The following is a 5,262-nucleotide window of genomic DNA, read 5'->3' on the forward strand; positions in this document are numbered from 1 at the left end:
AGAAGTTAATAAGTTACTGGGTTTTTAAAAGTGTTCAATTTCATATTGCAATTTACTATTTTTAATATTTTACTATACTTTTGCAACTTTTCCTTCTCTAAATGTGAAAATCGTGATTTCTCGCGGACAATTATAGCGAACCGGGAACCAATGACCTGTGCCGTTATTTACATAGCCGTACTTCGTGCCGTCCCGATACATACCTTTAAAATACTTCGTACCCACCGGCACAAGGGCTGTGCCGCCGACTACAATCTGACCGCCATGGGTGTGGCCGGAAAGCGTCACCGGTATATTATGAGCGAAGGCGTTTTCAATAAAATCAGGATGATGCGCCAATAGAATAGTAAATGCTTCAGAAGGCACATTGGCCAACGCTTCCTTCAGATAGGTTTCACGCTGTTCACCGCTGCGGTCAAATGAATACTCAACGCCGGCCAAATAGACCGGCCACGAACCGCCGCTTAAACGAAGTGAAGAGTTGCGGTGCATGCGCATGGAAATACCGCTGAACGCCTCCAATACACGGGGCAGGTTTTTAAAATACTCATGATTCCCCAAAATATAGTCAATGCCGTCCGGAATTTTAGGAAATAACTCTTCCAAGCGACCGCAGAGAGGATTTAAGAAATCCAAGTCATCAATTAAGTCGCCCGTAATAACCAAGCGATCCGGCTTTTCATTTAAAACGGTCTGCGTAATTTTGTCAAAGTCCCGTAAATCGATGAACGGCCCGATATGAACATCGCTAATCTGCGCTATTTTATAATCTTTCAAATATTCCGGCAAACTGCGAAATACCAAGTCAATATGGTTAACTTGAACTTTTTTAGCCCCTTCATAGGCTCTCACCACACCGCCACCGGCCGTTACTGCCGGCACCGCCCAAATGGCTTTGCGTAAAAACTGCCGCCGACTATCCTGTTCTTCCGTGGTTGTTTTTTTAGCCCGCCAATTGACGGCCGCCATGACGATACCCAAAGGAATTAATATGGCAAAACAAACGCCAAGCCCCATCATGAGCCCGTAAGTACCGGTTGCCCATGAGCGCCAGAACTCATACATAGCGGTTCCCAATAGTTGAACCTGCGCCATCTGGTAATATGTTGTCCCTGCGATAGCCAGTACCTGGAGCAAAACTAATCGCCAAAACCAACGGGAACGCCGTTTCACATTAGTTAAACGGACAATCAAATAGGAGTTGGCGAATACTATAAGAAAGATAATAAGCGTCGTTATGATAAGAAATATTAATCGTGCCGACATGCTTTCACCTACCATTCTCTAACTGAAATCTCTCGTTTCTTTAATCTCGTTAACTTACTTCCTACAATATACTGTCAGTTTACCATGAGGTCCCGCCCAAGGTAAATCGGTAAAGTCTTTCGGCGATACCCATCGCCAGTCGCTGCTGCCTTGTTCTATTACAAGAGTATCATCACCTGTAAGCTCCGCCTCATAGACTTCCATATCCCAACAGCGATGAGAAAACACATGACGCAAGGTGGTAACCGCTTGGCTATGCCATTTAATTTCGCTATCTTTAATTTGGCCCTTTTGATGTTGCCAATCTATAAACTTACTCTCCCATTCACGAGCCAGTTCGTCAACGCCGATTAAGGGTAACTCTTTTTTATCCTGCATGGTCACATTACGCGGTACTTCCACATTCGGAAATTCCCACATGGAATGCAAGAGTCCTTTAGACGGCCGACGATGCAATAAGTATTCGCCATTTTCATTGCGAATAAGTCCCGTTACCACGGAGATAACAGGGACCGATTTCTTAACAATACGCACCGGTAATTCAGCCGCAATGCCCAGTGCATCGGCTTTGCACCAACGACGCAGCGGGCAGCCTTCACAGCGCGGCGCTTTCGGAATACAAATGCTCGACCCAAAATCCATAAGGGACTGATTAAAATCACCCGGTCGGTCGTAAGGCAATGTTTCCTCAACCAACGCGGCAATCGCCTTTTTACCGGCGGTGCGCATAATATCTTCGCGCACGGCGTAAAGCCGTGCATAGACGCGCAGCACATTACCGTCAATAGCCGCTTCGCGCTGATTAAAAGCTACCGACAAAATAGCACCCGCCGTGTAGGCTCCTACCCCTTTGAGGCTTTCCACCTCTTTACGGGTTCGCGGTATTTCACCGCCGTACTTAGTCATCACTTCACGGACACCAAGGCGTAAATTGCGAGCCCTGGAGTAATAGCCTAAACCTTGCCACGCTTTGACTACGGTATCTTCATCAGCTTCAGCCAAGGCTTCCTTGGTAGGGAATTGCTCCATCCAATTCTCGTAGTACGGCTTCATCGCTTCAATACGGGTTTGCTGCGACATGATTTCCGATACCCAAATGCGATAGGGATCCTTCGTCTTGCGCCACGGCAAGTCTCGTTTATTGGCATCGTACCAGCTAAGGAGCGTCTTGACCCACGCCGCCTCAGCCACAGCGTTTTCAGCGGTAGCCTGATTGGATTCCGATTTCGCCTTTAAAGCTTCGGTGTCTATATTTTTATTTTTTAAACTTTTATCCTCATTTACGCTTCGAGCCACGCCTTCATTGCCTCCACCGATTCCAACTCAGGAATTTCCGTTACTTTTGTTATCTTCATGTCCATGACACCGTCATTATCCTTGCCAAACACAAGGGTGCCTTTCAATAATTCACCGTTTAAAACCTGCGGAATCCAATCCTCATCACCGGCCCACATAGAATCATAAGGAATTTTGTCAAAAGACGTCCAAAACGGCTCCATTTCTTCCGTTTCCATAGGAAGCCCTTCATATTTACGCAACAGATACACGTAATTTACATGGGTCCATTCCTCATTATAAGGGAATTGAAAATCCAAAATAGCTACCGGCTCCAAGTCTTCCGGTTTTGCCAACAAAGAAGTCTCTTCAAATAACTCGCGCACGGCACACTGACGGAATGTTTCGCCGTCTTCGCGCTTGCCGCCGAAACCATTAGGCTTGCCGGCGCCTAAACCGCGCTTTTTGCGGCCCAGAAGAATCTCTTTTTTATCATTTACAATAAAACATAATGTAGTCGGTCTCATGTCATTGCCTCATTTGTTTTTTCAAAAAAAATGTATCTAATCTTCAAACTTTATTTTAAACCTTAACTCAGATTCATCAAGCTAAGCTGTTATGCTAAATCGATTTTAGTAAATTAATATATTTTAATTATATCACACTGCCCAAAAGGTCAATCCTGTGTTAGTATTAGAGTAAGAGAGGTGTACTTATGAATGAACCACTAATATTTAACATAGCCATGGGCCGCACCAAACCGGAAAATATTCGCCATCGCGAAGTGGCTTGCCCGTTCTGTGCCGTAGATAAGCTTACGGACATATTGGAAACAAAGGGCGATATTATCTGGCTTATGAACAAATATCCCGTCTTAGATCGTACTTGGCCTACCGTTATCATCGAAACGCACGACTGTTTTAGTGAATATTCCAGGTATTCACCGGAAACCGCTACCGAAGTGCTTGATTTTTCTTTGCGCAAATGGCAAGAAACTATGACCCGCGAAGAGTTTAAGTCCGTCTTATATTTTAAAAACTACGGGCCAATGTCCGGGGGCTCCATTCGTCATCCCCACAGCCAAATTATCGGCTTATACGATTACGATTATCGGGAAGACATTAAGGTTCACCATTTTGATGGCCCTATTCTTAAAGAAGACGATAATTTAAAAATTACCTTATCCGATAAGCCCATTATCGGTTTTTTCGAATTCAATATGGAGTTTAATGAAAAAACGTCCAGAGCCTTGATGGCTAAACGAATTCAACAAATCTTACACTATATTTTAACAGACTTTTCACGGCACAGCGGTTCGTACAATCTGTTCTTCTACGATTTACAGACCGGTTCACAGTATGTTAAAATAGTACCTCGTTACGTTACCTCACCGTTGTATATCGGCTATTCTATCAGTCAGATTAGCAACAAGGAGCGCGTTGAACAGATTAAAAATGAATTGAATCGTGACTTTTTTGTCTAATTAGTATGCCCTTACATTTGTGGCGAACTAGCTTGACATTTAAGCATAATTAATTATTAGTTAGGAGATACCATGAAAATTTTTGCCATTGGCGATCTTCACTTTTCAGGCGAACCGCCTACCAAGCCAATGGATGTATTCGGTCCCCATTGGCAAAACCATCGCGAGCGCATCATAGCTTCTTGGCTCGAACAAGTGAGCGATGAGGATATTGTCTTTGTTGTAGGCGATACTTCATGGGCTTTACGCCTGGCGGAGGCAGTGTCTGATTTAAAAGCAATTGCCCAGCTGCCGGGCCAAATTTATTTAATCCGCGGTAATCACGATTACTGGTGGAGCAGTGCCAAGAAAATGGACACGGCCATGCAACATGAGCTGACCTTTTTGCAAGGTCACGGCACCGCGATTGGCCACATTGCATTTGGCGGCACGCGCGGTTATCTTTGCCCCAATGATACATCCTTTGAAGAAGCGGATGATACGTCCATCTATGCCCGCGAACTGCTTCGCACGGAAGCAGCGCTCAATGAAATGGAGCAGGCCCTTCGTAAAAGCTCATCAGTGCAAGCTCCGATTCGCATTTTGCTCTTACACTACCCGCCATTTAATGATAAAAACGAACCAAGCGGCTTTACGGAACTTTTAGCAAAATATAAAGTTGATCATTGTATTTTCGGTCATCTTCATGACAAAAATTCCTTTGATCGCATTCCCGAAACGTTTGGTAATACAAAATTGCATCTCGTTTCGGCAGATTATATGGATTTCAAACTCAAACAAATTTTATAAGGAGCTTTTTATGAGTCGTATTCATCGTGAACATTTACAAGCAGGCTATATCTTCGGCGATATAGCCAATGAAGAATATATTTATTTGCCCGCCGGCGAAGTAGGCGTCGATTCCCCTATGTGCGTCTTGGAACGACATGGCAATTACGAGGACGTGAGCCTTGACGAAGCGACCCATCTCATCGACACCTTGTCCCTCAAGCCATGCAGCCATCCTAAATTGGGCAAACGGTCGTTTTAAAACTATAGGGAAACTATAGGGACGGCGCTCTTGAAGCTCGTTACCGCTTCAGCAAATCAATATTTTGAAAATCATAACCACCCGTAGAACGGGTGGTTTGCTCTGACCCTATAAGGGTCTTTCTCTAGTGGTTGCCCTCTAAAGAGGGCTTTGAGTAATCTGACAACCACTCTATTACCACTGGCTGCCCCCTACTCGGGGGCTTTTA

At 44.6% G+C, this 5,262-nt stretch carries 6 protein-coding genes; 3 read left to right on the forward strand and 3 right to left on the reverse strand.

All coding sequences use genetic code 11. From position 1 onward, the window contains the following. Positions 1–72 precede the first annotated feature (72 nt). From E7204_RS05880 to E7204_RS05890, 3 genes are all read right to left on the reverse strand, one after another. Positions 73–1,266: a metallophosphoesterase gene (locus tag E7204_RS05880; protein WP_295182721.1), complete on the reverse strand. Its 1,194-nt coding sequence runs from the start codon at positions 1,264–1,266 to the stop codon at positions 73–75. Between the two features lie 54 nt (positions 1,267–1,320). After that, a complete protein-coding gene (gene mutY / locus E7204_RS05885) occupies positions 1,321–2,457 on the reverse strand; it encodes an A/G-specific adenine glycosylase (protein WP_295182733.1) in 1,137 nt (378 codons plus the stop codon). Between the two features lie 89 nt (positions 2,458–2,546). Continuing rightward, positions 2,547–3,068 (reverse strand): 8-oxo-dGTP diphosphatase, encoded by a 522-nt coding sequence (locus tag E7204_RS05890; protein WP_295182725.1) that lies wholly within the window; start codon positions 3,066–3,068, stop codon positions 2,547–2,549. Positions 3,069–3,256: 188 nt separating this feature from the next. Here E7204_RS05890 and E7204_RS05895 point away from each other — a divergent pair, with 188 nt between their 5' ends. The 3 genes from E7204_RS05895 (at position 3,257) to E7204_RS05905 (ending at position 5,054) form a co-directional block, all read left to right on the forward strand. After that, on the forward strand, positions 3,257–4,024 hold the full coding sequence (locus tag E7204_RS05895; RefSeq protein ID WP_295182727.1) for a DUF4931 domain-containing protein: 768 nt from the start codon (positions 3,257–3,259) through the stop codon (positions 4,022–4,024). Positions 4,025–4,096: 72 nt separating this feature from the next. Then, entirely contained in the window at positions 4,097–4,813 is a 717-nt protein-coding gene (locus E7204_RS05900; protein ID WP_295182730.1) for a metallophosphoesterase, read from the forward strand. 10 nt (positions 4,814–4,823) lie between these two features. After that, positions 4,824–5,054: a hypothetical protein gene (locus tag E7204_RS05905; protein WP_021840628.1), complete on the forward strand. Its 231-nt coding sequence runs from the start codon at positions 4,824–4,826 to the stop codon at positions 5,052–5,054. The last annotated feature ends 208 nt before the right edge of the window (positions 5,055–5,262 follow it).

It is taken from the genome of Veillonella sp., assembly GCF_015058545.1.
GTDB lineage: Bacteria > Bacillota > Negativicutes > Veillonellales > Veillonellaceae > Veillonella_A.